A 25,999-nucleotide genomic window follows, 5' to 3' on the forward strand; every position below is an offset into this window, starting at 1 on the left:
CTGCAATGTTGCGGACACGGCGCTACGGCTCTCATCGCGCAGCGCACATTGTCGACAATTCCGGGCCTGGATTGATGCAAAGCGGGCCCCTCGCGGAATTGCTTAGCGAAAAGATCGCCGCTATTCTACCGTGCTGCGCCGCACTTTTCTGCGGAAGATTGAATCTATTTATTTGCGCAACCCCATGTCCCAGCCAGAAGCGCCCGGTACAGCGGATTCCGGGACCCAGCCTGGAACGCAGCCCGCCTCCCCGTCCACCCAAGCGACCGCGACAAGACCTGCGATAACGCCCGCTGCAGCCGCCCAGACCGGCGACCGGCCGCCGGTGCGTACCGTCTTTATCGTCTCGGATGGCACCGGGATCACTGCGGAAACGTTCAGTCACTCGATCCTGGCGCAGTTCGAAATGCGCTTCCGCAAGGTGCGGATGCCCTTCGTCGATACCCCGGAAAAGGCACATATCGCGGTCGGCAAGATCAACGAGGCCTTCCACAACGAAGGCGTGCCGCCGATCGTCTTCACCACGCTGGTCAACCAGGAAGCGAACAAGGCACTGCGCCGTGCCAAGGCGATGATCCTGGACATGTTCCAGACCTTCATCGAGCCGCTCGAGAAGGAACTGGGGCTCAAGTCCACCCACGCCATCGGCCGCTTCCACCAGAATGCCGATACCGAGGCGTACAAGAACCGGATCGAGGCGATCAACTTCTCGCTGGCGCACGACGACGGCCAGTCGCACAAGAACCTCGAAGAAGCCGATGTGATCCTGGTGGGCGTGTCGCGCAGCGGCAAGACCCCGACCAGCCTCTACCTGGCGATGCAATACGGGCTGAAGGCGGCCAATTACCCGCTGATCCCGGACGATTTCGAGCGCGGCAAGCTGCCGTCGGCGCTGTACGCGTTCAAGAGCAAGATCTTCGGGCTGTCGATCGACCCGCAGCGCCTGACCGAGATCCGCAACGAGCGCCGCCCCGGCAGCAAGTACGCGGCGGTGGAGAACTGCCGCTACGAGGTCAATGAGGCCGAGGCGATGATGCGGCGCGAAGGCATCAAGTGGCTGTCGTCGACGCACAAGTCGATCGAAGAGATTGCGACCACGATCCTGCAGGAGATCAAGGTCGATCGCGACAACTACTAGGCACAAACAAAAAGCGGCCGCCCGGCCGCTTTTTTCATCGCCGCTGCCGCACCGCCTCGAACAGGCAGATCGCGGTGGCGGCCGCCACGTTCAGCGATTCCAGGCCGCCCGGCTGTGGAATGCCGACCTTGCGCTTGACGTGCTGCATCCACGCGTCGCTGACGCCGGCGCCTTCATTGCCGACCACCCAGGCCACCGGCGCGCGCAGGTCCGTATCGAACACCGCGGCGTCGGCATGCGACGACGTCGCCAGCAATGGCAGCGCCAGCCGCGGTGCCAGCGACTCCACGGTGCAGTGCTCGACGATGTTCAGGTGGAAGTTGGCGCCCATGCTGGCGCGCAGCGTCTTCACCGACCAGGCGAACGCGCATCCCGTTGCCAGGAAGGCATGGCGAATGCCCGCCGCGGCGGCGCTGCGCAGGATCGAGCCGACATTGCCGGCGTCCTGCACGCCGTCGAGGATGATGCAGTCCTCTTCGATGCGCGCCGGCAGGTGGCCAGCAGGCGTTTCGATCACCAGCATCAGGTCGATGCCGTTGACCACGCCGGAAATCTGCGTGAACAGCGTATCGGCCAGCACTACCAGCCGCTCCGCGTCGACGCGCGCCAGCAGCGGCGCAACCTCGGCATGGTCGTAGTGGCGCTCGGACACCACGCAGGTGACTGGCTGGCCCAGTGCATCCACATAGGCCTGGGCCAGGTGCACGCCGTCGAGCAGCGACTGCCCGGCCTTGCGGCGCTGGTGGGTGGAGGTGGCCAGCGCCTTCAGGTGCTTGAACAGCGCGTTGTCGCGCGAGGTGACGTGCTTCACGGTGCGTCGGTTTGCAGGGTGCCTGGGGGCGCGGCCTGGATCGGGGTGGTGAGTTCGGCGACTTCGATGCCGTCAATGCCCCCGGCAGCAACTGCCGTCACCGCGGTAAACAGCGGACGCTGTGCCAGCGCCTCGCGCACCGGCGCGAACGAGCGGCGGTGATGCGGCGTGGCGCCGAACTCGGCCAGCGCGGCCATGTGCTGCGGCGTGGCGTAGCCGACGTGCGAGTCGAAGCCGTACTGCGGGTAGGTTGCGTGCAGCTCCATCAGGGCACGGTCGCGCGCCACCTTGGCCAGGATCGACGCTGCGGAAATCGCCTTGACCAGCGCGTCGCCCTTGACGATGGCCTCGACCGGGAACGGCACCTGCGGGCAGCGGTTGCCATCGACCTGCACCAGGTCCGGCACGATTCCCTTGGCGGCCAGGCCCTGCACGGCGCGCTGCATCGCCAGCATGCTGGCGTGGAAGATATTGATGGTGTCGATTTCCTCGACCGTGGCGAAGGCGATATGCCAACCCAGCGCTCGCTCGCAGATCTTCTCGTACAGCGCCTCGCGCTTGGCGGCGGTCAGGATCTTGGAATCGGCCAGCCCGCGGATCTGGCGCTTGGGGTCCAGCACCACGGCGGCGGCATAGACCGGGCCTGCCAACGGCCCCCTGCCCGCCTCGTCCACGCCGCACAAACGTTGCACGGGGGATGCGGAAGGAGCCAGGTCCAGTCCCATCTGCAGGGATACGGCATTGCGGCGGGCCATCAGACTTTGCCCCGGCTATGCATCAAATCGACCACCACATCGGCGGCAATCTGCGCGGTGTTGCACTTGAGCGTCTCGTGCATGCGGGTGAAATGCTCGTACAGGAAGGCGGTATTGCCCTCGTCGTTGAGCTGCAGCAGCGTTTCGCGGGCCAGCGCCTCGGGCGTGGCATCGTCCTGCAGCAGCTCGGGCACGACAAAGCGCCCTGAAAGGATATTAGGCAATCCCACGTACGGCAGGTAACCCTGCCGCTTCATGATCTGCGCGGTCAGCCAGGGCACCTTGTACGAGATCACCATCGGCTTCTTGTACAGCGCCGCCTCCAGCGTCGCGGTACCGCTGGCCAGCAGCACCACGTCAGCGGCTTCCATGGCCTGGTGCGACTTGCCGTCGACAATGGTCAGGCGCAGTTCCGGATACTGCCGGTGCAGGTCTTCGACGATGGCGCGCAGCGGCGCGCTTGCCGCCGGCAGCACGAACGCCAGGTTCGGGTCCATGCGCTGCATCTGCGCCATCGCGGCAAAGAAGGTGGCGCCAAGGTTGCGCACCTCGGACTGCCGGCTGCCAGGCAGCACCGCGACCACGCGGTGGCCGGCAGGCAGCCCCAGCTCGGCGCGCGCGCCGGCCACGTCAGGCACCATCGGGATCACGTCGGCGAGCGGGTGCCCGACGTAGGTGGCGGGAATGCCGGCCTTGGCGTAGATCTCGGGCTCAAACGGGAACAGGCACAGGATGTGGTCCACCGCGCGCGCGATGGTGCGGATGCGCCCGCCGCGCCAGGCCCAGATCGACGGGCTGACGAAATGCACCACCGGGATGCCGGCGCGGCGCAGCGGCACTTCCAGGCCGAAATTGAAATCCGGGGCGTCGACCCCGATAAAGCACTGCGGCGGCTCGGCCAGCAGCCAGTCTCGCACCTCGCGCCGGGTGCGCAGGATCTCGCGCAGCGAGCCCAGCACCTCGACATAGCCGTTGACCGACAGCGTTTCCATCGGCCAGCGCGAGACGAAGCCCTGCGCCATCATGCGCTTGCCGCCGATCCCGGCGTACGCCATGGTATCGCCCAGGCGGGTCTTGAGCCCGCCCATCATCAGCGATGCCAGCAGGTCGCCGGAGGCCTCTCCGGCCACCATGGCGATGGTGCCGCGCCTGGCGGCGGCAGAACCGTTGCCCGTGGGCAGGCCACCCCGAATCGCGGCGTCGACCATGTGCAGCCCGGTCTCAGCGCACGATGCCGCGCTGGGTGGCGGCAAGGAAGTCGACGAACGACTGCAGCGGCGCCGCGGTGCCGGCATCCGACTGGGCCAGCAAGGCGGCGATCTCGTTGCGGGCCTCGTCGAAGCTGAGGTCGGACTTGTAAAGCAGCTTGTAGGCCTGGCGCAGCGCGGCGATCTGGGCCGCATCGAAGCCGCGGCGGCGCAGCCCCTCCACGTTGACGCCATGCGGCGTCGCCTTGTTGCCGCCCTTGTCGCTGGCGGCGATCACGAACGGCGGCACGTCCTGCACCAGCGCCGAGGCACCGCCCAGCATCGCGTGGGCACCGATGCGCACGAACTGGTGCACGCCGCTCATGCCGCCCAGGATGGCCCAGTCGCCCACGTCGACGTGGCCGGCGATCTGCGCGTTGCTGGAAAACACGGTGTGGTTGCCGACCGAGCAGTCATGCGCGATATGCACGTAGGCCATGATCCAGTTGTCGCTGCCGATGCTGGTCAGGCCGCGGTCCTGCACCGTGCCGGTGTGGATCGTGGTGAATTCGCGGATGGTGTTGCGGTCGCCGATCTCGAGCCGGGTCGGCTCGTTGCGGTACTTCATGTCCTGCGGCACGCCGCCGACCGAGGCATAGGGACCGATGTTGTTGCCCTCGCCGATCGTGGTATGGCCCTCGACCGTCGTATGCGAGCCGATCCGGGTGCCGCTGCCGATCCGCACATTGGGGCCGACGATGGAGAACGGCCCGACGGTCACGTCGGCTGCAAGCTCTGCCTTCGGGTCAACCAGGGCGGTGGGGTGGATTTGCGTCATACGTCCTGTCCTGTGGTGTGTCTGGTGAAGAATGGGCCCCTGCGCGCGGCAAAGGTTCCCGTCCGCGCCGCGCGCCCGTCCGGGAGCGCGGCAGCCGGCCTCACTCGGCCTGCTTCACGGTGCACATCAGTTCCGCCTCGCAGGCGACCTTGTCGTCCACGGTGGCGAACGCCTTGAATTTCCAGATGCCGCGGATATAGCGCTCGACCGTCACATTCATGTGCAGCTGGTCGCCCGGGTACACCACCTGCTTGAAGCGGGCGCCGTCGATGCCGACAAAGTAGTACAGCGCGCCTTCCTTGCGCTCCATGTCGGCGCCGAAGGTCAGCAGGCCGGCCGACTGCGCCAGCGCTTCCAGGATCATCACGCCCGGCATCACCGGCTGTTCCGGGAAATGGCCCTGGAAGTAAGGCTCGTTGATGGTGACGTTCTTCAGCGTCTTGATCCGCTTCTGCGCTTCGAACTCCAGCACGCGGTCGACCAGCAGGAACGGGTACCGGTGCGGCAGCAGCTTGAGGATCTTGCGGATATCGATTTCGGCCGCGCTCATGATGATTTCTCTTAGTCTTGTGTGGGTTGGGACCCGGCGGACTGGCCGCGCAGGCGACGTTCCAGCGCCACCACGCGTTCGCGCAGCTTGCTCAGGCCGCGCACGATGGCTGCGTTGCGTTCCCACTCGCCGTGCGGCAGGAACGGGAAGACGCTGGTGAAATGGCCCCCGGGCTTGGTAATGGATTTGGTAATCGACGTACCGCCGGACACTGTGGTCCGGTCGGCGATGGTCAGGTGGCCGGCAAAATTGGCGGCGCCCCCGATCACGCAGAAGCGGCCGATGCGCGTGCTGCCCGATACCGCGGCGCAGCCGGCAATGACCGTATGGGCGCCGACCCGTACGTTGTGCGCGATCTGGACCTGGTTGTCGATCTTGCAGCCGTCCTCGACCACGGTGTCGGCCATGGCGCCGCGATCGATCGCCGTATTGGCGCCGACCTCCACGTCATGACCCAGCACCGCGCGTCCCGTTTGCGGGATCTTCACGTATTCGACGCCGGTGGCGCTGATATCGGGAGCGAAACCGAAGCCATCGGCGCCGATCACCACGCCGCTGTGCAGGATGGCGCGCGCGCCGACCACGCAGTGGTGGTAGATCGAAACATTGGCGTACAGCAGCGAATCGTCGCCGATCTCGGCACCGGCACCGACGTAGCCGTTGGCCAGGATGCGGACGCGCTCGCCCAGCCGCGCGCCGCGCTCGATCACCACGTTCGGGCCGATGAAGCACGACGCCGGCACCACCGCGTCGGGCGACACGCTGGCACGCGGGTCGATGCCGACGCGGGGATCGTGGTTGGCTTCGCGATCGAAGCGCTGCGCCACGCGGGCAAAGCAGACGTAGGGATTGCGCGCCACCAGCCAGTTGCGGCCGTCGGCCCGGCCCTCGGCGCGGATGCGCTCGAGGTCGGCCGGCGACACGATCACGGCGCCGGCTTGCGAATCCAGCGCCTGCTGCAGGTAGAGCGGATTGGACAGGAACGAGAGCTCGCCCGCCGAAGCCTGGTCAAGGGGAGCCAGGCCAACGATCGCCAGGTCGGGATCACCCACAACCTGCGCGCCGTTCTCGGTGGCGAGCTGACCCAGTGTGGGTGTCTGCATGGCGGTACTTCCTGAAAAAAGGGACGAAACGAACAGCGGCGGCTTAGCGGGCGCCGGCGTTCAGCGCCTTCATCACGTCGTCGGTGATGTCGATACGCGGGTTCACGTACACGGCTTCCTGCACGATCAGGTCGTACTTGCGCTGCTCCGCCAGCTGGCGGATCACGCGGTTGGCGCGCTCGAGCACCTGCGCCAGCTCTTCATTACGGCGCTGGTTCAGGTCCTCGCGGAACTCGCGCTGCTTGCGCTGGAACTCGCGATCGAGGTCGGCCACCTCGCGCTGGCGGCGCTGGCGGTCGGAGTCGGCCAGCACGGCGGTGTCCTTGTCGAGCTTGTCGGCCATGCCCTTGATCTTCTGGGCCATGTCCTGCAGCTCGCGGTCGCGCTTGGAGAACTCCTGCTCGAGCTTCACCTGGGCCTGCTTGGCCGGCTGCGAATCGCGCAGGATGCGCTCGGAATTGACGGCGGCAATGCGCGCCTCCTGGGCCATGGCCGGCATCGCGGTGCACAGCGCGGCGGTGGCGAATGCGGCGGCGCCCAGGGATTTGACCAGTTTGGATATTGTCATCATGAAAACAGATCCTTTTACAGAATCAGAATGCCGTCCCGATCTGGAACTGGAAGCGCTGGACCTTGTCAGTTTCTTCCCGGTTGAGCGGGAAGCCCATGCTGATCTTCAGCGGGCCGATCGGCGACAGCCACGACATGCCGAAGCCGGTCGAGTACTTGAGGTCGCTGAACGAAATCGGCGCGCCTTCCTGGTAGACGTTACCGAAGTCGAAGAACGTGAACAGGCGCAGCGTGCGGTCGACACCCGAGCCCGGCAGCGGGAAGATGAATTCCACGTTACCGATCATCTTGGATGCACCGCCCACCGGGTTGCCGTTCTGGTCCTTAGGACCCAGCGTGCTGGTCTGGTAGCCGCGCACCGAGCCGATACCGCCGGCGTAGAAGTACTTGAACACCGGGAACGGCGTGTTGCCGTAGCCGTGGCCGTAAGCGACTTCACCGTTCAGCGCCAGCGTGAACGACTTCGAGATCGGATAGAAGTACTGCTGCTGCACGCTGGCGCGGTAGTACTGCGTATCGCCGCCCGGCAGGCCCACTTCCAGGTTGGCCTGGGTGTACGGGCCCTTGGTCGGGACCAGCGCGCTGTCGCGGCGGTCACGTGCCCAGCCGATCGTAAACGGGAAGTTGTTGATGCCGTCGCCGCTGTTCTTGCCGATCGCGTTCAGCCACGCCGTGTACTGGCTCGGCGTGTTGACCGAGGTATAGACCTGGGTGCGCTCGTAGCCGATACCGAAGAACACGGTGTCGACTTCCGAGAACGGCACGCCGAACTTGAAGCCGCCGCCGGCGGAGACGATCTTGTAGTCCTGGTCGCCGGTGTAGTACAGCGGACGCGAAGTGCGGTAGTAGATATCGGTCGAGCGGCTGATACCGTCCACCGTGAAATACGGGTCGTACTGCGTCAGCGCGATGGTACGGAACGACTTGGCGGTGTTCACGTCCAGGCCCAGGCTGGTACCGGAGCCGAACACGTTGTCCTGGCGCAGGCCGGCCTGCAGCACCAGCTTGTCGGTGGACGAGAAGCCCACGCCCAGGCTGATCTGCCCGGTCGGTTTTTCGGTCACGTTGACGTTCACATCGACCTGGTCGGGCGCGCCGGCCACGTCCTCGGTGGTGATGTTGGTGTCGGTGAAGTAGCCGGTCCGGTTGATACGCGCCTGCGACTGCTGCAGCTTCTCGCTGTCGAACCACGAGCTTTCCATTTGGCGCATCTCGCGGCGCACCACTTCGTCGCGGGTCTTGCTGTTGCCCACCACGTTGACGCGGCGCACATAGACGCGCCGTCCCGGGTCGACCATCAGCGTCAGCGCGACCTCGCGCTTTTCCTGGTCGATGTTCGGCTGCGGGTTGATCGTGGTGAAGGCGTAGCCATAGGTGCCGAGCAGGTCGGTAATGGCCTTGGTGCTGGCGGTCAGCTTTTCGGACGAGAAGATGTCGCCCTTCTTCAGCTGCAGCAGTTTTTCCATTTCCTCCTGCTTGCCCAGCAGTTCGCCGGCCAGGCGGATGTCGGACACCTTGTACTGCTCGCCTTCCTTGATGTTCAGCGTCAGGTAGATGTCCTTTTTGTCCGGCGTGATCGAGACCTGGGTCGATTCGATCGCGAACTCGAGGTAGCCGCGGTTCAGGTAGTAGGAACGCAGCGCCTCCAGGTCGGCGGTCAGCTTCTGCTTCGAGTACAGGTCATTCTTGGTGTACCACGACAGCCAGTTCGGCGTGGACAGCTGCATCTCGTCGCGCAGCGTGCTTTCCTTGAACGCCTTGTTGCCGACGATATTGATCTGGCGGATCTTGGCGACCGGGCCTTCCTCGACGTTGAACACGACCGAGACGCGGTTGCGGTCCACCGGCGTAACCGTGGTCTGCACGTCGGCGGCATAGTAGCCGCGCGCGACATACTGGCGCTTGAGCTCCTGCTCCGCCTTGTCGATCAGCGCCTTGTCATAGTAGCGCGCTTCGGCGACGCCGACCGCGCGCAGCGAGCGGCGCAGCGTGTCCTTGTCGAATTCCTTGATGCCGACGAATTCCAGTTGCGAGATCGCCGGGCGTTCTTCCACCTGCACGACCAGCACGCCGTCTTCGGCGCGGATCTGCACGTCCTTGAAGAAGCCGGTATTGTAGAGGGCACGGATCGCATCGGCGCCCTTGTCGTCGGTGAACGTTTCACCGACGCGCACGGGGAGGTAGCCAAACACCGTACCCGGCTCGACGCGCTGCAGGCCCTCAACGCGGATGTCCCTGACGACGAACGGATCGGCAGCCCAGCCCGCCGGGCTCCAGGCTGCAATAACGGCACTCGCCAGCAAGCCCAGCGAAATGCGCTTATGTCTGATCAATGTTGATCCCCTCTTTGATTCCATCCAGGATTTTCCATGCCTCGTGGGACTGCGCATGGCAATGGCGCCCCCTGGCGACGGTGTCCGACGACACGACCGCCCCCTTGCCGACAAGCGTTTCTAGCCGTTCGCCAGAAACATTCGGCTGACGTCATTGAACAAAGCGAGCGAGGTCAGGAGCAGGATGCAGGCAATGCCAACCTTCTGCAGCATTGCCTGCCAGTGGTCTGGTACGGGCCGGCCAGTCAAAAATTCCACGCAATAATACAGCAAATGCCCCCCATCCAGAACCGGAATAGGTAACAAATTCAGTACACCGAGGCTGACGCTGACCAGCGCCAGGAAGCTGACAAAAGCCTGCAGGCCGAGGTTTGCGGCACGCCCGGCGTAGTCCGCCACTGTCAGCGGTCCGCTCAGGTTCTGCAGCGACGCCTGCCCCACCAGCATCTTGCCCAGCAGCTTCAGCGACAGCGCGCTGGTGTCCCACACCTGGCCGAACGCGCGCGCCAGCGCCTCGTCCGGACGGTAGCGCACCGTCTCCATCTCCACCGCCTGGCTGAGCGCCGCGCCCAGCTTGCCTGCGGGCGGCGCCGGCGCGCCGCTGGCATCCTTCTCGCCGTCGCGCGGGGCGGCAGCGTCCAGCGTCACCGGCACGTCCAGCCGCTTGCCGTCGCGCTCGATGCCGAGCGTCACGGTCTGGCCCGGCTGGCTGCGCACCGCCTTGATCAGCGCGCTGGCCTGGGTCATCGGGGTGCCCTGCCAGGCGACGATGCGGTCGCCCTTCTTCAGCCCGGCGCGCTCGGCGGCCGAGTCCGGCAATACCTCGGTGATCGTGACCGGCCCGCCTTTCAGATTCAGGCCCAGCGTGCTGAGCGGATCCTGCTCCGGGTTGCCGCCGGTATTGGGCAGGCGCGCCAGCGTGACGTCGCGCTCGGTGCCATCGGCGGCGCGCACGCGCAGCACGGCGCGCGCATCGCCGAAGCCCCCGGCGAAGACCGCCATGCGCAGGTCGTTCCAGGAACGCACCGCTTCGGTATGGCCGTTGGCGGTCAGCGACAGCACCCGGTCGCCTTCGCGCACGCCGGCCTGCTGCGCCATGGTGCCGGCCGCCGGCGCGGCGACGATCGGCGCGGGTTCGCGCATGCCGCCGGCGAACAGCGCGAAGTACAGCACGATCGCCAGCAGGAAATTGGCCAGCGGCCCGGCCGCGACAATGATGAAGCGCTTGCCGACCGGCTGGCGGTTGAACGCGCGCGGCAGGTCGGCCGGATCGATCCGGGCGTCGCGCTCGGGGTCGAACTCGCGCTCGTCCAGCATCTTCACGTAGCCGCCCAGCGGGATGGCCGCCACCGTCCATTCGGTGCGGTCGCGGCTCTTCGAGATCCAGCGTAGCAGCGGCCGCCCGAAGCCGATCGAAAAGCGCAACACCTTCACGCCGCAGGCGCGCGCGGCGAGGTAATGCCCCATCTCGTGCACGTAGATGAGTACGCACAAGGCAACAATGAAAGCGAGTACGGTTTGCATGGCGTCGGGACGTCAGTAACAGTGGCTGGACTGGCGCGCCGGATCCGGGGGTACCGGCATGTCCGGGGCCGCCGCAACCGCTATTGTCGCAGATGCGGCGGGCCGGTCCGTCGGATCAGTGGCGCAGCGCCAGCCCGGCAACGGCCGCGCGCGCAGCCGCGCGCGCCATGCGGTCGGCATCGAGGATGGCGTCTAGCGTGTCCGCCGCGCCGGCCGGTGCCGCCTGGAGCACCTGAGCCACCAAACGCGAAATGTCCGTGAAGCGCACTTTTCCGCCCAGGAATGCTTCGACCGCCACCTCGTTGGCGGCATTGAGCACGGTCGGCGCCACGCCACCGGCGCGCAGCGCGTCGAAGGCCAGCCCCAGGCACGGGAAGCGCTGCAGGTCCGGCTTCTCGAAATGCAGCCCGCCGGCCAGCGTCAGGTCGAGCGGCGTCACGCCGGCATCGATGCGCTCGGGATAGGCGAGGCCGTAGGCGATCGGCGTGCGCATGTCCGGGTTGCCCAGCTGCGCCAGCACCGAGCCGTCGTGGTAGGCCACCATCGAATGCACGATGCTCTGCGGGTGGATCAGCACCTCGATGCGCTCGGCCGGCGCGCCGAACAGCCAGTGCGCCTCGATGACCTCGAGGCCCTTGTTCATCATGGTGGCCGAGTCGACCGAGATCTTGCGGCCCATGACCCAGTTCGGGTGGGCGCAGGCCTCGTCCGGCGAAATGTCATGCAGCGTGTCGGGATCGCGGGTGCGGAACGGCCCGCCCGACGCGGTCAGCAGCACCTTGGCCACGCCACGGCCATAGCGCGGGTCGTCGGCAGGCAGGCACTGGAAGATGGCGTTGTGCTCGCTGTCGATCGGCAGCAGCGTGGCGCCATGCTCGCGCACCGCGTCCATGAAGATGCGGCCGGACATCACCAGCGCTTCCTTGTTGGCCAGCAGCACGCGCTTGCCGGCACGCGCAGCGGCCAGCGTCGGGCGCAGGCCGGCGGCGCCGACGATCGCGGCCATCACGGCGTCCGTCTGCGCGTCGGCGGCGACCGATTCCAGCTCGGCCTCGCCGTGGCTGACTTCGGTATCGACACCGGCATCGCGCAGCAGCGCCTGCAGCTCGCCGGCCGCCTCGGCACTGCCTACCACGGCGCGGGCCGGGCGGAACGCAATGCATTGCTCGGCCAGCTTGCGCACTTGCCGATGCGCCGTCAGCGCGTGCACGGTGTAGCGGTCGGGATGGCGGCGGACGACATCGAGCGTGCTTTCGCCGATCGAGCCGGTGGCGCCAAGGATGGTAATGCGCTGCATATCAGACCGCTTCAGAGAAGGCTTCAGAGAAAAATCAGCATCAGTGCCGCCAGCGGGAACACCGGCAGCAAGGCATCGATCCGGTCCAGCACGCCGCCATGGCCCGGCAGCAGCCGGCTGCTGTCCTTCATGCCGACCTGCCGCTTGAGCAGCGACTCGAACAGATCGCCGATCACGCTCGCCGCGACCAGCAGCGTGGTCAGCGCGGCCACGTAGCCCAGGCCGCCGCGGTCGCCCAGCACCGAGAACCACGTCGGCGCGAAGGCATGGGTGGCGGCCAGCGCCAGGCCGATGACGAGCGCCAGCAGCCAGCCGCCGATGGCGCCCTCCCAGGACTTGCCCGGGCTGATGGACGGTGCCAGCTTGCGCCGGCCGATGGCCTTGCCGGTGAAATAGGCGCCGATGTCGGCCGCCCACACCAGCACGGCCGCCGTCAGCAGCACGCCGATGCCGGCGCCGCGCAGGATCATCGTGGCATGGGCAAACGCGGGCAGCATGACCAGGCCCAGTATGGCCCCCAGCACGGCAAAGCCCGGCGTGGCGGTGCGCACGCCGCGCGCCAGCAAGACCAGCGCCACGCCCCAGCACACCACCGCCGCTTCCAGCAGCCAGGTGGTGGCGTGGCGCAGCGGCATGTCATGCCAGGTGATGGTGGCGATCAGGCAGGCCAGCGCATAGACATAGGGCCAGGGCCCGCGCAGTCCGATCAGGCGTCCGAATTCCCAGCCCGCCAGCAGCACGATCACCCCGAGCAGGCCCGCCAGGCCGGCCGGCGGCGCCAGGAACAGGATCGGAAGAATCAGCAGCAACAGGCACAGGGCGGTGATGACGCGGGTGAGGAGCATGCGCTGCGGTCCCGTGGTAGTTATTGGAGTAGCCCGGATCGGCCAGGGTGTCAGGCGGTGCCCGATAGTCCCGGCGCAACCAGTTGCGCGCTGGTGCGGCCGAAACGGCGTTCGCGCTGGCGGTACGAGGCAAAGGCCTTGTCCAGCTCGGCGGCGTCGAAATCCGGCCAGTACACGTCGGTGAAATACAGTTCGGAATACGCGAGCTGCCACAACAGGAAATTGCTGATGCGCTGTTCGCCGCCGGTGCGGATGAACAGGTCGGGCTCCGGCGCATAGGCCATGGCCAGGTGCGGGGCGAGCATCGATTCGTCGATCGACTCCGGATCGAGCATCGGCGAGCGCGCCAGCATCTTGCGCATGGCCTGCAGCAGGTCCCAGCGGCCACCGTAGTTGGCGGCGATGGTCACGGTCAGGCCGGTGTTGCCTGCGGTGCGGGCCTCGGCGTCCTTGATCAGTTTCTGGATGCGCGGGCTGAAGCGGGCCAGATCGCCAACCACCCGCAGGCGGATGTTGTTGGCGTGCATCTTCACCACTTCGCGCCGCAGCGACATCATGAACAGCCGCATCAGGAACGACACCTCGTCCGCCGGCCGGCGCCAGTTCTCGGAACTGAACGCGAACAGCGTCAGGTACTGCACGCCGCGCGCGGCGCAGGCTTCCACCACCGCGCGCACAGCATCCAGCCCCCGGGAGTGCCCGGCAACGCGCGGCAGGTGCCGCTGGGTCGCCCAGCGGCCGTTGCCGTCCATGATGATGGCAACGTGACCGGGCACGTAGGAGGTATCGGGTACGGCGAGTGTTGAACTGATGTGCTGCATGATGGCAGACGGTCGCGGCAGCCCCGGCAAATGCCGGGACGGCGTCAGACCGTCATGATCTCCTTCTCTTTTTCGGCGACCATCTTGTCGATCTCGGCCACGTACTTGTCGGTCAGCTTCTGCACCTCGTCCTGGCCGCGGCGCTCGTCGTCCTCCGAGATGGCCTTGTCCTTGACCAGCTTCTTGAACTGCTCATTGGCATCGCGGCGCAGGTTGCGCACCGCAACCTTGGCGCCCTCGGCCTCGCCCTTGACGACCTTGGTCAGCTCCTTGCGGCGCTCTTCGGTCAGCGCGGGCATCGGCACGCGGATCACGTCGCCCATGGTGGCCGGGTTCAGGCCCAGGTCGCAATCGCGGATGGCCTTCTCGACCGCCCCCACCATCTTCTTTTCCCACGGCTGCACCGTGATCGTACGCGCATCGGCCAGGCCGACGCTGGCGACCTGGCTGATCGGCACCATCGAACCGTAGTAATCCACCTGAACGTGGTCGAGCAGGCCGGTGTGGGCACGGCCAGTGCGGATCTTCGCCAGATCGGCCTTGAAGGCTTCGATCGACTTCTGCATTTTCTGCTCGACGCTCTTCTTTGTGTCGGCGACGCTCATGTTAACCTCCGGAAATCAGCCAACCATGATCCCGCCGGGCGGGATCGAAAATGAATCATTCTACTCTTTGCCCGGCCAGACACCAGCGCCGTGGCGCGGCATCGGGGGGCGCCGGACTCAGACGTGGACCAGGGTACCCTCGTCTTCGCCCAGGATCACGCGCTTGAGCGCGCCCGGCTTGACGATCGAGAACACGCGGATCGGCAGCTTCTGGTCGCGGCACAGGGCGAAGGCGGTAGCGTCCATCACCTGCAGGTTCTTCGAGATCGCCTCGTCGAAGCTGATGGTGGTGTAGCGCGTGGCGCTCGGGTCCTTCTTGGGGTCGGCGGTGTAGACGCCGTCCACCTTGGTCGCCTTGAGCACAACCTCGGCACCGATTTCCGAGCCGCGCAGCGCGGCGGCGGTATCAGTGGTGAAGAACGGGTTGCCGGTGCCGGCGGCGAAGATCACCACCTTGCCCTCTTCCAGCTGGCGAATCGCGCGCGGGCGGATGTACGGCTCGACCACCTGGTCCATGCGCAGCGCGGACTGTACGCGGCCTTCGATATTGGCGTGGCGCATCGCGTCCTGCAGGGCCAGCGCGTTCATCATGGTGGCCAGCATGCCCATGTAGTCGGCCGTGGCGCGATCCATGCCGGCCGCGCCGCCCGCGACACCGCGGAAGATATTGCCGCCGCCGATGACCACCGCGACCTGGACGCCGAGCTTCACGATCTCGGCAATGTCGTTCACCATCGCCTCGATGGTGGAGCGGTTGATGCCAAAGGCATCGTCGCCCATCAGGGCTTCACCGGACAGTTTCAGAAGGACGCGCTTGTAGGCTGGCATGTTTACCCTCGGGCAGGAGCAAGTCGCTCGTTTGGGACTGAACACAAATGAGACGATTGATTTTTTGACACCGGCGGCGCGGATCGCGCGCCACCGGCGGGAGAAAGCCGGTTTTCGGGGTCGCCCCGCCCTGGCGGCAGGCGACAGGAAGACGACCGCGAAAACTGACTGCTGCAGTCAACGTGCTGCAAAGTGCAATACGCATCACTGCGCTACTTATGCAGAGGGGCACCTTGCGGCGCCCCTGCGGCATTATAGGCGCCCGGACCGTCCCATAAGGGCCGGCCGGCGCGCCCCTGACATCAGCCCTTCTGGGCAGCGGCCACCTGGGCGGCCACTTCAGCGGCGAAGTCGTCCTGCTTCTTCTCGATGCCTTCGCCCACGACGTACAGGGTGAAGCCCTTCACGGTCGTGTTGGCAGCCTTGAGCATCTGCTCGACGGTCTGCTTGTCGTTCTTCACGAACGGCTGGTTGAACAGCGACACCTCCTTCAGGTACTTCTGCACCGAGCCCTCGACCATCTTGGCGGCGATCTCGGCCGGCTTGCCCGACTCGGCAGCCTTCTGCTCGGCGATGCTGCGCTCCTTGGCGATCAGGTCGGCGGGGACCTGCTCGGCCGACAGCGACACCGGCTTCATGGCGGCCACGTGCATGGCCACGTCCTTGGCGGCGGCTTCGTCGCCGTCGAACTCGACCATCACGCCGATACGGGTGCCGTGCAGGTACGAAACCAGCTTGCCGCCGTTGGCGTAACGGACAAAGCGGCGGATCGTCATGTTCTCGCCGATCTTGCCGATCAGGGCGGCACGGGTGGCTTCCACGCTCACGCCGTCGATTTCCAGCGCCGACAGCGCAGCCACGTCGGCCGGGTTCTGCTTGGCGATCAGCTCGGCAACCTTGGCCGTGAACGCCAGGAAGTCGTCGTTCTTGGAGACAAAATCGGTCTCGCAGTTCAGTTCGACCAGGGCGCCGGTGGTGCCGTCGATGAACGAACCGACCACGCCTTCAGCGGTCACGCGCGATGCGGCCTTGCTGGCCTTGTTGCCCAGCTTGACGCGCAGCAGCTCTTCGGCCTTGTTCAGGTCGCCGTCGGCCTCGGTCAGGGCCTTCTTGCATTCCATCATCGGCGCGTCGGTCTTCGCGCGCAGTTCTGCAACCATGCTTGCGGTAATTGCCGCCATTTGTCACTCCTTGAATGGTTCGCGCCGGGCCCCGGCAGTCGCCCGCGGCACCCGGTCGGTGGGTCTACAGCGCACCCGCGGCAGATATTGCCTGCGGCGGATGACAACAATTCAAATTCGAAAAAAGGGGGCGCCAGATGTGCCCCCTTTTTTTGCCCTGCTGCCGAAGTACCCCGGCTTGCGCCCTGCGCGCTGCCCGGCATGCCGGGCGGCAAGCGATGCTTGCTGTCTTATGTTGACGTGCGCGCTATCGGGTTCCTTTCAAACAGCGGGCCGGAGGCTATCAGCCTTCCTGCACTTCGACGAATTCGTCGTCGCCGCGGGCGGCTTCAACGACTTCCTGCACCGCGTTGGCACGGCCTTCCAGGATCGCGTCAGCCACGCCGCGCACGTACAGGGCCACAGCCTTGCTCGAGTCGTCGTTGCCCGGGATCACGTAGTCGATGCCGTCCGGCGAGTGGTTGGTATCGACCACGCCGATCACGGGGATGCCCAGCTTGTTGGCTTCGGTCACGGCAATCTTGTGGTAGCCGACGTCGACCACGAAGATGGCGTCAGGCACGCCGCCCATGTCCTTGATGCCGCCGATCGACTTTTCCAGCTTGATCATCTCGCGCTCGAACATCAGCGCTTCCTTCTTGCTCATGGTTTCCAGCGCGCCGGCTTCCTTGGCGGCTTCCATGTCCTTCAGGCGCTTGATCGAGGTCTTGACCGTCTTGAAGTTGGTCAGCATGCCGCCGAGCCAGCGGGCGTCGACGTAGGGCATGCCGGCGCGGCCTGCTTCTTCAGCCAGGATTTCGCGCGACTGGCGCTTGGTGCCCACGAAAAGGATGGTGCCGCGATTGGCTGCCAGCTGACGCACGTACTTCATGGCGTCCTGGAACATCGGCAACGTCTTTTCGAGGTTGATGATGTGGATCTTGTTGCGATGGCCGAAGATGAAGGGGGCCATCTTCGGGTTCCAGAAGCGGGTCTGGTGGCCGAAGTGGCAACCGGCTTCCAGCATTTCGCGCATGGTAACGGACATGTGATTCTCCAAAGGGTTAGGTCTGAAGCCCGCCCCGACATTCCTGAAAAGGAACACCCCGGATAGGCGGGCCAGCGATTTCCAAAAACGATTTCCAAGAAACCGTGCAGCAGATGCTGCAAAATACCGGCCTGGCGGATGCAATGCTGCGCCGCAATCAAGTCAGCCCGCTATTCTAGCAAGAAAAGCATCGGGCGCTCAAGCCGCCCGGATCGCAACCGCAGCACCCGCGTTGGAGAGGCGCCGTCCAAAAGCGCCTCGGCACAGGCTGCTATCAGGCTCCGATGGTGCGATAATCCGACATTGACCTTTCGAATTCGGCGCGGCCAGTGGCCCCGCCATCACTTTTGGCGACGCAGCATGAGCATTTACCTGAACACCGCCGAAGACATCGCCCAGATGCGCGTGGCTTGCCGCCTTGCCTCCGAAGTCCTCGACTACATCACGCCCTTCGTCCAGCCGGGCGTCACCACGGGCGAGCTGGACCGCCTGTGCCACGCCTACATGCGTGACGTGCAAGGCACCGTGCCGGCGCCACTGAACTATGCGCCCCCCGGCTACCCGCCCTTCCCCGGCGCGATCTGCACCTCGGTCAACGACGTGATCTGCCATGGCATTCCCGGCGAGCGCGTGCTCAAGAGCGGCGACGCGGTCAACCTGGACATCACCGTCATCACCAAGGAAGGCTACTACGGCGACACCAGCCGCATGTTCATCGCCGGCGAGGGCTCGATCCTGGCCAAGCGCCTGGCGCAGGTGACATACGAATGCATGTGGAAGGGCATCGCCCAGGTACGCCATGGCGCGCGCCTCGGCGACATCGGCCATGCCATCCAGGTGCACGCCGAAGCCGCCGGCTACAGCGTGGTGCGCGAATACTGCGGCCACGGCATCGGCAAGAACTTCCACGAAGACCCGCAGATCCTGCACTACGGCCGAGCCGGCACCGGCGCCGAGATCAAGGCCGGCATGATCTTCACCGTGGAGCCGATGATCAACGCCGGCAAGCGCGATATCCGCACCATGCCCGACCAGTGGACGGTCAAGACCCGCGACCGCAGCCTGTCGGCGCAGTGGGAGCACACCGTGCTGGTCACCGAGACCGGGTATGAAGTGCTGACGGTCTCCGCCGGCACACCGGCGCCGCCGGCCTTCATTACGGAATCCGTCGCGGCCTGAGGTCGCACACCAGCCAGGGCGCCTGAGCGGCGCCCTTATTTTTCCAGCCGTGCCCACGAACCACCCCGCCCTCTCCATGGACACCACGCCGGAACTTCTGCTGGCCACGCGCGTGCGCGAACAGCTCAAAGCCGACAAGCAGGTCCTGTTTGCCGACTTCAATACCAGTGCCAACGTCGGCACGCTGATCACGCGGCTGCGCCGCGCCGTCGACGCCGCGCTGGTAGAGGCGTGGCGCGGGCTGCAGATGCCCGCGGGTGCGGCGCTGGTGGCGGTGGGCGGCTACGGCCGCGGCGAGCTGCTGCCCTATTCGGACGTCGACGTGCTGCTGCTGCTGCCCGCCGATCCCGACCAGGACACCACCGGGCGGCTGGAGCGCTTTATCGGCCTGTGCTGGGACCTGGGGCTGGAGATCGGCTCGTCGGTACGCACCGTGGACGATTGCATCGGCGAGTCGCGCCAGGACATCACCATCCGGACCTCGCTGCTGGAGGCGCGGCTGGTGACCGGGAGCCGCAAGCTGTTCGAGTCGATGCGCACGCGCTACCTCGCCGACCTGGACCCGGCCGCGTTCTTCCAGGCCAAACTGCTGGAAATGCGCCAGCGCCACGCCAAGTACCAGGACACGCCCTACGCGCTCGAGCCCAACTGCAAGGAAAGCCCGGGCGGCCTGCGCGACCTGCAGGTGATCCTGTGGATGACCAAGGCCGCGGGCCTGGGCGACAGCTGGAAAGAACTGTTCGAGCGCGGCCTGCTGACGCAGCGCGAAGCGCAGGAACTGGCGCGCAACGAGCGCCTGCTCAAGACCATCCGCGCGCGCCTGCACCTGGTGGCGGGCCGGCGCCAGGACGTGCTGGTGTTCGACCTGCAGACCGCGCTGGCGGAATCCTTCGGCTACCGCCAGACCACCAACAAGCGCGCCAGCGAGCAGCTGATGCGGCGCTACTACTGGGCGGCGAAGGCAGTCACGCAGCTCAACAGCGTGCTGCTGCTGAACATCGAGGCGATGCTGTTCCCGAGCGAGTCGCAGGTCACGCGCGTGCTCAACGAACGCTTTGTCGAGCGCCAGGGCATGCTGGAGATCACCAGCGACGACGTGTATGAGCGCGATCCGCACGCGATCCTGGAAACCTTCCTGCTGTACCAGCGCACGCCCGGCGTGAAGGGCCTGTCGCCGCGCACGCTGCGCGGGCTGTACAACGCCCGCACCGTGATGACCGCAAGCTGGCGCAACGACCCGGAAAACCGCCGCCTGTTCCTGGCCATCATGCAGGAGCCGCAAGGCATCACTCACGCGCTGCGGCTGATGAACCAGACCAGCGTGCTGGGGCGCTACCTGATCAACTTCCGCCGCATCGTCGGGCAGATGCAGCACGACCTGTTCCACGTCTACACCGTGGACCAGCACATCCTGATGGTAGTGCGCAACATGCGCCGCTTCGCCATCGTCGAGCACACGCACGAGTTCCCGTTCTGCAGCCAGCTGATGGCGAGCTTCGACAAGCCGTGGGTGCTGTGGGTGGCGGCGCTGTTCCATGACATCGCCAAGGGCCGCGGCGGCGACCATTCCAAGCTCGGCACGCAGGACGCGCGCCGCTTCTGCAAGCAGCATGGCATCGCGCGCGAAGATGCCGACCTGATCAGCTGGCTGGTCGAGCACCACCTGACCATGAGCCACGTGGCGCAGAAGCAGGACCTGACCGATCCGGAAGTGGTTCATGCCTTCGCGCGCGTGGTCGGCAGCGAACGCTACCTGACCGCGCTGTTCCTGCTGACGGTGGCCGATATCCGCGGCACCAGCCCCAAGGTCTGGAACGCGTGGAAGGGCAAGCTGCTGGAAGACCTGTACCGGATCACGCTGCGCGTGCTCGGCGGCGCCAGGGTCGATTCGCACTCGCTGTGGGCGCAGCGCAAGGAAGAAACCATCTCGACGCTGCGGCTCAAGGCGTTCGATCCCGAGCTCGGCAAGCGGCTGTGGGCGCAGCTCGACGTGGCCTTCTTCCTGCGCCACGATGCGCGCGATATCGCCTGGCTCACGCGGCACCTGTACGACAAGGTCGACAGCCCCGCACCCGTAGTGAAGGCACGCATCTCGCCTGCGGGCGAAGGCCTGCAGGTGGCTGTCTACGTGCAGGACCAGCCCGACCTGTTCGCGCGCATCTGCGGCTATTTCGAGCGCAAGGCGTTTTCGATCCAGGACGCCAAGATCCACACCACCCGGCACGGCTACGCGCTGGACACGTTCCAGGTCACGGACCCCGGCATGGCAGGAAATGACAACTACCGTGGCAACTACCGCGACATCATCGCGCTGGTGGAGCACGAGCTTTGCGAAAAGCTGCGCCAGCAGGACGCCCTGCCCGAGCCCACGCAGGGACGCCTGTCGCGCCAGTCGCGCAGCTTCCCGATCAAGCCGCGCGTGGACCTGCGCGCGGACGAGCGCGGCCAGTATTACCTGCTGTCGCTTTCCGCCAACGACCGCACCGGCCTGCTGTACGCCATCGCCCGCGTACTGGCACGGCATCGCGTGTCCGTGCATTCGGCACGCATCAACACCCTGGGCGAACGCGTCGAAGACGTGTTCCTGGTAGACGGCAGCCGCCTGGCCGCCGACAACCGATTGCAGATTCAGCTTGAACAGGACTTGCTCGCCGCCCTCGCAATCTGAGGCGGCGGACAGCATCAACGATATGACCGACAGCAATTCGCCGAAGCGCAAGACGCTAGGCATCAAGGCCGCAAGCGATACCGGCACGGCCGCGCGCAAGACCGGCAACCGCCCGGTGCGGGTTTCGGACCTGAACCGCAACCGCGTGCGGGCCGTGACCGAAGGCATCAAGCGTGCGCAGCAGAATGACGGCGGCAAGAGTGCCGGCCGCCGCGCGCCAGGCGAAGCGCAATCGGGCGGCGACGTGCGCAAGCCGCGTCCGCCGCGGCCCGCTGACGGCGAGCGCCAGGCACGGCCGCGCCGTGCCGAAGGCGAAGCGCGCCCGCCTCGACGTTTTGGCGACGACGACAATCGTCCGCGCCGCTACGGCGACGATCGTGGTGAGGCTCGTCCGCGCCGCTTCGAAGGCAATGAGTCGCGTCCGCCGCGGCGATTTGGCGACGACGACAAACGTCCACGCCGCTATGGCGACGATCGTGGCGAGGCGCGCCCGCGCCGCTTCGAAGGCAATGAATCGCGTCCGCCGCGGCGCTTCGGCGACGACGACAACCGTCCGCGCCGCTATGGCGACGATCGCGGCGAAGCCCGCCCGCGCCGCTTCGAAGGCAATGAATCGCGTCCGCCGCGGCGCTTCGGCGACGACGACAACCGTCCGCGCCGCTATGGCGACGATCGCGGCGAAGCCCGCCCGCGCCGCTTCGAAGGCAATGAATCGCGTCCGCCGCGGCGCTTCGGCGACGACGACAACCGTCCGCGCCGCTATGGCGACGATCGCGGCGAAGCCCGCCCGCGCCGCTTCGAAGGCAATGAATCGCGTCCGCCGCGGCGCTTCGGCGACGACGACAACCGTCCGCGCCGCTATGGCGACGACCGCGGCGAAGCCCGCCCGCGTCGCTTCGAAGGCAATGAGTCGCGTCCGCCGCGGCGCTTTGGCGATGACGACAACCGTCCGCGGCGCTACGGCGACGACGAAAACCGTCCCCGTCGCCCTGCCCCCACCGGCGAACGCCGCCACGAAGGCTCGGCGCCGGCGCGCCGCTTCAGCGATGCCGCGGACCGCATCCGCACCGCCGGCACCTCCCGGCCGCAGGCACCGGCCCCGCGCCCGCAGCAGCCCGCCCGCGCCGATGCCGCGCCCGAGGCTACCCATGACGACGGCCTGGTGCGCCTGTCCAAGCGCATGTCCGAACTCGGCTTGTGCTCGCGCCGCGAAGCCGATGAATGGATTCCGCGCGGCTGGGTGCTGGTCGACGGCAAGCCGGTGACCGAGCTGGGCAGCCGCATCCGCCCGGATGCCGAAATCGAGATCCTGCAGGAAGCGCGCTCCGAACAGGGCGAGCGCGTCACCGTGCTGCTGCACAAGCCGGTGGGATACGTCTCCGGCCAGGCCGAGGACGGCTACGAGCCCGCCGCGGTGCTGTTCACCGCCGAGAACCAGTGGGAAGGCGACCCGTCGCGCAAGCGTTTCGCGCCGTGGCAACGCAAGAGCCTGGCGCCCGCCGGCCGCCTCGATATCGACTCAACCGGCCTGCTGGTGCTGACGCAGGATGGCCGCGTCGCGCGCGCGCTGATCGGCGAGGATTCGAACGTCGAGAAGGAGTACCTGGTGCGCGTGGTCTGGCACGGCCCGCAAGGTGCGGTCGAGCGCAATGTCAGCGAGGCATTCCCCGCCGACCAGCTCGAGCTGCTGCGCCACGGCCTGTCGCTGGACGGCGTGCTGCTCAAGCCGGCCAAGGTCAGCTGGCAGAACGAAGAACAGCTGCGCTTCGTGCTGCGCGAGGGCCGCAAGCGCCAGATCCGCCGGATGTGCGAGCAGGTCGGGCTGGAAGTGGTTGGCCTGAAGCGCGTGCGCATGGGCCGCGTGGTGCTGGGCGACCTGCCGCCGGGGAAGTGGCGGTTCCTGGGGCAGTTCGAGAAGTTCTGATGTGAAAAAAGCGGCCGCGATGGCCGCTTTTTTTGACAGACTTTGGCAAATTGCCACAGCCTCATGTCTGTACCGATTGCGTGCTCCCTCTCCCGCTTGCGGGAGAGGGAGCAAACCGGCAGCAGGCGATCACTCGTCGCTATTGGCCGGCAAATCCGGAAACAGGGTCTCGGTAAACCCAAACCGCGAAAAATCCCGGATCCGCATCGGGTAAAGAATGCCCTGCAGGTGGTCGCACTCATGCTGCACCACGCGCGCATGGAAGCCCTCGGCAACCCGCTCGATCCGGTTGCCCATGAGGTCGTACCCGCTGTATTTCAGCCGCACATGCCGCGGCACCACCCCGCGCAGGCCGGGCACCGACAGGCACCCTTCCCAGCCGTCTTCCAGCTCGTCCGACAGCATCTCCAGCACAGGGTTCATCAGCACCGTCTTGGGCACCATCGGCGCATCCGGATAGCGCGGGTTGCGGTCGAAGCCGAAGATCACCACCTGCAGGTCCACGCCGATCTGCGGCGCGGCCAGCCCCGCGCCGTTGGCGTGGTCCATGGTGTCGAACATGTCTTCGATCAGCGTGCGCAGTTCGGGCGTATTGAAACGCTCGACCTTCCGCGCCACCTGCAGCAGGCGCGGATCGCCCATCTTGAGAATCTCGCGGATCATGGCTGTTTCCCCGGTCTAATCCTGCGCGGGCGCGGCGCCCGCTTCTGCCAGCAACGCGAGCATGCCGGCCTCGTCCAGCACCGGCACGCCCAGCGCCTCGGCCTTGTCCAGCTTGCTGCCGGCTTCGGCGCCAGCGACCACATAGTCGGTCTTCTTCGACACCGAGCCCGCCACCTTGGCGCCCGCGGCCTCTAGCAATTCCTTGGCGTCCTCGCGCGACATCGTCGGCAGCGTGCCGGTCAGCACGAAGGTCTTGCCCGACAGCGGCGCCGGCGTCCTGGCGGCCGGCTCGCTCTCCGGCCAGTGTACGCCTGCGGCGCGCAGTTGTTCGATGACCTCGACGTTATGCGGCTCGCCAAAGAAGTGCGCGATCGACTGCGCCACCACCGGGCCGACGTCGTTGACCTCGAGCAGCGCGGCTTCGTCGGCGGCCATCAGCCCGTCGAGCTTGCCGAAATGCCTGGCGAGATCCTTGGCGGTGGCCTCGCCCACGTGGCGGATGCCGAGCGCGAAGATAAAGCGGTTCAGCGTCGTCTCGCGCGACGCCTCGATCGCCGCGACGAGGTTGGTCGCCGACTTGTCGGCCATGCGCTCCAGCGCCGCCAGCTTGGCCACGCCAAGCTTGTACAGGTCGGCCGGCGTGCGCACGATGCCCTGGTCCACCAGCTGCTCGACCACCTTGTCGCCCAGCCCTTCGATATCCATGGCACGGCGCTGCGCAAAATGCAGCAGCGCCTGTTTGCGCTGTGCCGCGCAGATCAGGCCGCCGGTGCAGCGCGCGATCGCCTCGTCTTCCAGCCGCTCGATATGCGAACCGCACACCGGGCAGGCCGTCGGCATCACGAAGGCGCGCGCATCCGCCGGACGGCGCTCAACAACCACCGCCACCACCTCCGGGATCACGTCACCGGCGCGGCGCACGATCACGGTATCGCCGATATGGACATCCTTGCGGCGGATCTCGTCCTCGTTATGCAGCGTGGCATTGGTCACGGTCACGCCGCCGACGAACACCGGCTGCAGCCGCGCCACCGGCGTGATCGCGCCGGTACGGCCGACCTGCACCTCGATGTCCTCGACGATGGTGGTCATTTCCTGCGCCGGGAACTTGTGCGCCAGCGCAAAGCGCGGCGCGCGCGAGACAAAGCCCAGCCGGTCCTGCTCGGCCAGCGCGTTGACCTTGTAGACCACGCCGTCGATATCGTATGGCAGGTCATCACGGCGCTCGCCGATATCGCGGTAGAAACCGAGCAATCCCTGCGCCCCCTTGACCACGGCGCGTTCCTTGCACACCGGCAGGCCCAGCGCATCGAAGCCGTCGAGCATGGCGCTGTGCGTGGGCGGGCGGTCCACGCCCTGCAGCTCGCCCAGGCCATAGGCGAAGAACGACAGCGGCCGCTTCGCGGTGATGCGCGGATCGAGCTGGCGCAGGCTGCCGGCAGCGGCGTTGCGCGGATTGACGAAGGTCTTTTCGCCGGCTTCCGCCTGGCGCGCGTTGAGCTTGGCGAAATCGCGGCGATACATGAAGACCTCGCCGCGCACTTCCAGTACCGCCGGCGCCTGGCCGCGCAGCTTCAGCGGGATCGCCTTGATGGTGCGCACGTTGACGGTCACGTCCTCGCCGGTCTCGCCGTCGCCGCGGGTGGCGGCCTGCACCAGCCGGCCGTCTTCATAGCGCAGCGACATGGCCAGCCCGTCGAACTTCAGCTCGCAGGAGTACTCCACCGCGTCAGCCGCGCTGAACAGGTCGGCCTCGCCCGCCGCGGGTGCGGTGCGGCCCAGGCCCTGCGCGCAGCGGCGGTCGAAGTTGAGCACGTCGTCGTCGGCGAACCCGTTGTTCAGCGACAGCATCGGCACGCGGTGGCGCACCGTGTCGAAGGCGGCCAGCGCCTCGCCGCCGACGCGCTGCGTGGGCGAATCCGGCGACTGCAGCTCGGGATGCTCCAGCTCGAGCGCCATCAGTTCGGCGAACAGCGCGTCGTACTCGGCATCCGGGATGGTGGGCGCGTCCAGCACGTAGTACTGGTAGCTGTGGCGGTTGAGCTCGTCGTGCAGCCAGGCGACGCGCCTGGCCGCGGCTTCGGGCGGCAAGCCGCCGGCGGGCGCGGAGGCTTCAGCCTGCGCGCCGCGTGGTTTTGCGGTCATGGCAGGC

22 protein-coding genes are annotated in these 25,999 nt (G+C 66.6%); 4 read left to right on the top strand and 18 right to left on the bottom strand.

Going from position 1 to position 25,999, the window contains the following annotated elements; all coding sequences use genetic code 11:
• Window positions 1-184 precede the first annotated feature (184 nt).
• On the top strand, window positions 185-1,138 hold the full coding sequence (gene ppsR / locus AC5WJ1_RS08980; protein ID WP_218959498.1) for a posphoenolpyruvate synthetase regulatory kinase/phosphorylase PpsR: 954 nt from the start codon (window positions 185-187) through the stop codon (window positions 1,136-1,138).
• Between the two features lie 34 nt (window positions 1,139-1,172).
• On the opposite strand, the gene AC5WJ1_RS08985 is transcribed toward ppsR, so the two are convergent.
• The 16 genes from AC5WJ1_RS08985 to rpsB form a co-directional block, all read right to left on the bottom strand.
• Window positions 1,173-1,949 carry a TrmH family RNA methyltransferase gene (locus AC5WJ1_RS08985; RefSeq protein WP_115703349.1) on the bottom strand — a complete coding sequence of 259 codons (777 nt, stop codon included), beginning with the start codon at window positions 1,947-1,949 and terminating at the stop codon, window positions 1,173-1,175.
• Complete coding sequence (rnhB, locus tag AC5WJ1_RS08990) at window positions 1,946-2,704, bottom strand: ribonuclease HII (protein ID WP_434033946.1); 759 nt, start codon at window positions 2,702-2,704, stop codon at window positions 1,946-1,948. Before rnhB ends, AC5WJ1_RS08985 begins: the two co-directional genes overlap by 4 nt.
• A complete protein-coding gene (gene lpxB, locus AC5WJ1_RS08995) occupies window positions 2,704-3,912 on the bottom strand; it encodes a lipid-A-disaccharide synthase (RefSeq protein WP_195427627.1) in 1,209 nt (402 codons plus the stop codon). The genes rnhB and lpxB overlap by 1 nt, the downstream gene beginning before the upstream one ends.
• A 13-nt stretch (window positions 3,913-3,925) precedes the next feature.
• Window positions 3,926-4,729 carry an acyl-ACP--UDP-N-acetylglucosamine O-acyltransferase gene (lpxA, locus tag AC5WJ1_RS09000; protein ID WP_133096299.1) on the bottom strand — a complete coding sequence of 268 codons (804 nt, stop codon included), beginning with the start codon at window positions 4,727-4,729 and terminating at the stop codon, window positions 3,926-3,928.
• Window positions 4,730-4,829: 100 nt separating this feature from the next.
• On the bottom strand, window positions 4,830-5,279 hold the full coding sequence (gene fabZ / locus AC5WJ1_RS09005) for a 3-hydroxyacyl-ACP dehydratase FabZ (protein WP_010809590.1): 450 nt from the start codon (window positions 5,277-5,279) through the stop codon (window positions 4,830-4,832).
• Window positions 5,280-5,290: 11 nt separating this feature from the next.
• Window positions 5,291-6,382 (bottom strand): UDP-3-O-(3-hydroxymyristoyl)glucosamine N-acyltransferase, encoded by a 1,092-nt coding sequence (lpxD, locus tag AC5WJ1_RS09010; RefSeq protein ID WP_135705367.1) that lies wholly within the window; start codon window positions 6,380-6,382, stop codon window positions 5,291-5,293.
• A 43-nt stretch (window positions 6,383-6,425) separates the two neighbouring features.
• On the bottom strand, window positions 6,426-6,953 hold the full coding sequence (locus AC5WJ1_RS09015) for an OmpH/Skp family outer membrane protein (RefSeq protein WP_135705368.1): 528 nt from the start codon (window positions 6,951-6,953) through the stop codon (window positions 6,426-6,428).
• Between the two features lie 22 nt (window positions 6,954-6,975).
• Window positions 6,976-9,309 (bottom strand): outer membrane protein assembly factor BamA, encoded by a 2,334-nt coding sequence (gene bamA, locus AC5WJ1_RS09020; RefSeq protein ID WP_240745874.1) that lies wholly within the window; start codon window positions 9,307-9,309, stop codon window positions 6,976-6,978.
• Between the two features lie 96 nt (window positions 9,310-9,405).
• Window positions 9,406-10,809 (bottom strand): RIP metalloprotease RseP, encoded by a 1,404-nt coding sequence (gene rseP / locus AC5WJ1_RS09025; protein ID WP_135705369.1) that lies wholly within the window; start codon window positions 10,807-10,809, stop codon window positions 9,406-9,408.
• 115 nt (window positions 10,810-10,924) lie between these two features.
• On the bottom strand, window positions 10,925-12,106 hold the full coding sequence (gene ispC / locus AC5WJ1_RS09030) for a 1-deoxy-D-xylulose-5-phosphate reductoisomerase (protein ID WP_133096304.1): 1,182 nt from the start codon (window positions 12,104-12,106) through the stop codon (window positions 10,925-10,927).
• Window positions 12,107-12,129: 23 nt separating this feature from the next.
• Window positions 12,130-12,951, bottom strand: a complete 822-nt coding sequence (locus tag AC5WJ1_RS09035) for a phosphatidate cytidylyltransferase (RefSeq protein ID WP_133096305.1) — start codon at window positions 12,949-12,951, stop codon at window positions 12,130-12,132.
• A gap of 50 nt (window positions 12,952-13,001) precedes the next feature.
• Entirely contained in the window at window positions 13,002-13,772 is a 771-nt protein-coding gene (gene uppS / locus AC5WJ1_RS09040; protein WP_135705370.1) for an undecaprenyl pyrophosphate synthase, read from the bottom strand.
• Window positions 13,773-13,816: 44 nt separating this feature from the next.
• Window positions 13,817-14,377 (bottom strand): ribosome recycling factor, encoded by a 561-nt coding sequence (gene frr, locus AC5WJ1_RS09045; RefSeq protein WP_133096307.1) that lies wholly within the window; start codon window positions 14,375-14,377, stop codon window positions 13,817-13,819.
• Between the two features lie 117 nt (window positions 14,378-14,494).
• Window positions 14,495-15,205 carry a UMP kinase gene (pyrH, locus tag AC5WJ1_RS09050; RefSeq protein WP_063237869.1) on the bottom strand — a complete coding sequence of 237 codons (711 nt, stop codon included), beginning with the start codon at window positions 15,203-15,205 and terminating at the stop codon, window positions 14,495-14,497.
• 302 nt (window positions 15,206-15,507) lie between these two features.
• A complete protein-coding gene (gene tsf, locus AC5WJ1_RS09055; protein WP_133096308.1) occupies window positions 15,508-16,386 on the bottom strand; it encodes a translation elongation factor Ts in 879 nt (292 codons plus the stop codon).
• Window positions 16,387-16,669: 283 nt separating this feature from the next.
• Window positions 16,670-17,413 (bottom strand): 30S ribosomal protein S2, encoded by a 744-nt coding sequence (gene rpsB, locus AC5WJ1_RS09060; protein ID WP_029045850.1) that lies wholly within the window; start codon window positions 17,411-17,413, stop codon window positions 16,670-16,672.
• Window positions 17,414-17,773: 360 nt separating this feature from the next.
• Here rpsB and map point away from each other — a divergent pair, with 360 nt between their 5' ends.
• From map to AC5WJ1_RS09075, 3 genes are all read left to right on the top strand, one after another.
• The gene (map, locus tag AC5WJ1_RS09065; RefSeq protein WP_133096309.1) at window positions 17,774-18,592 is read left to right on the top strand and encodes a type I methionyl aminopeptidase; all 819 of its coding nucleotides are present in this window, start codon (window positions 17,774-17,776) and stop codon (window positions 18,590-18,592) included.
• 76 nt (window positions 18,593-18,668) lie between these two features.
• The gene (locus AC5WJ1_RS09070; protein WP_135705371.1) at window positions 18,669-21,260 is read left to right on the top strand and encodes a [protein-PII] uridylyltransferase; all 2,592 of its coding nucleotides are present in this window, start codon (window positions 18,669-18,671) and stop codon (window positions 21,258-21,260) included.
• 22 nt (window positions 21,261-21,282) lie between these two features.
• A complete protein-coding gene (locus tag AC5WJ1_RS09075; RefSeq protein WP_135705372.1) occupies window positions 21,283-23,184 on the top strand; it encodes a pseudouridine synthase in 1,902 nt (633 codons plus the stop codon).
• Window positions 23,185-23,313: 129 nt separating this feature from the next.
• Here AC5WJ1_RS09075 and def read toward each other — a convergent pair whose 3' ends face one another.
• Both def and ligA read right to left on the bottom strand, forming a co-directional pair.
• The gene (gene def, locus AC5WJ1_RS09080; protein WP_135705373.1) at window positions 23,314-23,847 is read right to left on the bottom strand and encodes a peptide deformylase; all 534 of its coding nucleotides are present in this window, start codon (window positions 23,845-23,847) and stop codon (window positions 23,314-23,316) included.
• A 15-nt stretch (window positions 23,848-23,862) separates the two neighbouring features.
• Window positions 23,863-25,992, bottom strand: coding sequence for an NAD-dependent DNA ligase LigA (gene ligA / locus AC5WJ1_RS09085; RefSeq protein ID WP_135705374.1), 2,130 nt, complete (start codon window positions 25,990-25,992; stop codon window positions 23,863-23,865).
• Between the last annotated feature and the right edge of the window lie 7 nt (window positions 25,993-25,999).

Source organism: Cupriavidus sp. MEYA8 (assembly GCF_059278825.1).

What these genes read in the sequence shown, in the direction of transcription:
- lpxA (WP_133096299.1), bottom strand. Translation starts at nt 4,729, where the DNA reads ATGACGCAAATCCACCCCACCGCCCTGGTTGACCCGAAGGCAGAGCTT.
- rpsB (WP_029045850.1), bottom strand. Translation starts at nt 17,413, where the DNA reads ATGTCCGTTACCATGCGCGAAATGCTGGAAGCCGGTTGCCACTTCGGC.
- lpxD (WP_135705367.1), bottom strand. Translation starts at nt 6,382, where the DNA reads ATGCAGACACCCACACTGGGTCAGCTCGCCACCGAGAACGGCGCGCAG.
- AC5WJ1_RS09070 (WP_135705371.1), top strand. Translation starts at nt 18,669, where the DNA reads ATGGACACCACGCCGGAACTTCTGCTGGCCACGCGCGTGCGCGAACAG.
- bamA (WP_240745874.1), bottom strand. Translation starts at nt 9,309, where the DNA reads ATGGAATCAAAGAGGGGATCAACATTGATCAGACATAAGCGCATTTCG.
- lpxB (WP_195427627.1), bottom strand. Translation starts at nt 3,912, where the DNA reads ATGGTCGACGCCGCGATTCGGGGTGGCCTGCCCACGGGCAACGGTTCT.
- fabZ (WP_010809590.1), bottom strand. Translation starts at nt 5,279, where the DNA reads ATGAGCGCGGCCGAAATCGATATCCGCAAGATCCTCAAGCTGCTGCCG.
- AC5WJ1_RS09035 (WP_133096305.1), bottom strand. Translation starts at nt 12,951, where the DNA reads ATGCTCCTCACCCGCGTCATCACCGCCCTGTGCCTGTTGCTGCTGATT.
- ligA (WP_135705374.1), bottom strand. Translation starts at nt 25,992, where the DNA reads ATGACCGCAAAACCACGCGGCGCGCAGGCTGAAGCCTCCGCGCCCGCC.
- frr (WP_133096307.1), bottom strand. Translation starts at nt 14,377, where the DNA reads ATGAGCGTCGCCGACACAAAGAAGAGCGTCGAGCAGAAAATGCAGAAG.
- uppS (WP_135705370.1), bottom strand. Translation starts at nt 13,772, where the DNA reads ATGCAGCACATCAGTTCAACACTCGCCGTACCCGATACCTCCTACGTG.
- AC5WJ1_RS09015 (WP_135705368.1), bottom strand. Translation starts at nt 6,953, where the DNA reads ATGATGACAATATCCAAACTGGTCAAATCCCTGGGCGCCGCCGCATTC.
- map (WP_133096309.1), top strand. Translation starts at nt 17,774, where the DNA reads ATGAGCATTTACCTGAACACCGCCGAAGACATCGCCCAGATGCGCGTG.
- rseP (WP_135705369.1), bottom strand. Translation starts at nt 10,809, where the DNA reads ATGCAAACCGTACTCGCTTTCATTGTTGCCTTGTGCGTACTCATCTAC.
- ispC (WP_133096304.1), bottom strand. Translation starts at nt 12,106, where the DNA reads ATGCAGCGCATTACCATCCTTGGCGCCACCGGCTCGATCGGCGAAAGC.
- pyrH (WP_063237869.1), bottom strand. Translation starts at nt 15,205, where the DNA reads ATGCCAGCCTACAAGCGCGTCCTTCTGAAACTGTCCGGTGAAGCCCTG.
- tsf (WP_133096308.1), bottom strand. Translation starts at nt 16,386, where the DNA reads ATGGCGGCAATTACCGCAAGCATGGTTGCAGAACTGCGCGCGAAGACC.
- AC5WJ1_RS09075 (WP_135705372.1), top strand. Translation starts at nt 21,283, where the DNA reads ATGACCGACAGCAATTCGCCGAAGCGCAAGACGCTAGGCATCAAGGCC.
- rnhB (WP_434033946.1), bottom strand. Translation starts at nt 2,704, where the DNA reads ATGGCCCGCCGCAATGCCGTATCCCTGCAGATGGGACTGGACCTGGCT.
- ppsR (WP_218959498.1), top strand. Translation starts at nt 185, where the DNA reads ATGTCCCAGCCAGAAGCGCCCGGTACAGCGGATTCCGGGACCCAGCCT.
- def (WP_135705373.1), bottom strand. Translation starts at nt 23,847, where the DNA reads ATGATCCGCGAGATTCTCAAGATGGGCGATCCGCGCCTGCTGCAGGTG.